This is a genomic window from Kitasatospora sp. A2-31, assembly GCF_022288725.1.
In the GTDB taxonomy this organism is placed as follows: domain Bacteria; phylum Actinomycetota; class Actinomycetes; order Streptomycetales; family Streptomycetaceae; genus Kitasatospora.
Genome location: NZ_JAKNTA010000230.1, coordinates 1 through 1,210, shown reverse-complemented (window position 1 = coordinate 1,210; position 1,210 = coordinate 1). Strand labels below are relative to the sequence as shown.

Here is a 1,210-nt window from a genome sequence, read left to right as displayed (position 1 = left end):
GCGCCGTGGAACCCGGCCACCGCCTACACCGGCGGCGCCGCCGTCTCCTACGGCGGCCACAACTGGTACGCCAAGTGGTGGACCCAGAACGAGGCCCCCAGCTCCGCCGGCTCCGGCGTCTGGTCCGACCAGGGCGCCTGCGGCGGCACCGGCCCGACGCCCACGCCCACCTCGGGCAGCTGCGACTACCCGGCCTGGATGGCCGGCCGCACCTACACCACCGGGAGCATCGTCCGCTACACCAACGGCGGGCTCTACCGGGCCACCCACGACAACCCGGGCTACGACCCGGTGATCAGCACCTGGTACTGGGAGCCGTTCACCTGCGGTTCGACTCCCACCGGGACGCCGACCACGACCCCGAACCCCGGCGGATTCCCGGTCGGCCAGGCGCAGTTCAACCAGATGTTCCCGAACCGGAACGCCTTCTACACCTACCAGGGCCTGCTCGACGCGCTCGGCGCCTACCCCGGATTCGCCAACACCGGCAGCGACACCGTCCGCCGCCAGGAGGCCGCCGCCTTCCTCGCCAACGTCAGCCATGAGACCGGCGGCCTGGTGTACGTCGTCGAGCAGAACACCGCCAACTACCCCCACTACTGCGACGCCTCGCAGCCGTACGGGTGCCCGGCCGGGCAGGCCGCGTACTACGGGCGCGGCCCCATCCAGCTGAGCTGGAACTTCAACTACAAGGCGGCCGGGGACGCCCTCGGCATCGACCTGCTGCACAACCCCGGCCTGGTGCAGACCGATCCGGCCGTGGCCTGGAAGACCGCGCTCTGGTACTGGAACACCCAGACCGGTCCGGGCACCATGACCCCGCACAACGCCATGGTCAACGGCTACGGCTTCGGCGAGACGATCCGCAGCATCAACGGCAGTCTGGAGTGCAACGGCGGCAATCCGGCGCAGGTCCAGAGCCGGATCGACGCCTACCAGAACTTCACCCGGATCCTCGGCACCGTCCCGGGCTCGAACCTGGGCTGCTGACGGTTCGACGGCTCCCCGGCCGGCCCCCGCGGCACTGCCGCACGCCCCCGGAACGGCGGCTGCTCCCTGCTACGCCGCAGGGAGCAGCCGAAACGGCCGTCCGGCGGCAGACCGGCGGGGGCGGGGATCGGCGGCCCCGCGGGCGACGGGGCGACCGGCGGGGGCCCAGGGCCCCCCCCCTAAAGAGCCTTGCAGGCCCCTGCCGCAGAACGGCCGCCCG

The 1,210-nt window shown here is 72.4% G+C and carries 1 protein-coding gene; it reads left to right on the top strand.

Annotated elements, in window-relative coordinates; all coding sequences use genetic code 11:
* On the top strand, window positions 1–990 hold a 990-nt coding region (locus MCM47_RS41115), incomplete at its 5' end, for a glycoside hydrolase family 19 protein (RefSeq protein WP_238951871.1).
* Window positions 991–1,210: the final 220 nt, after the last annotated feature.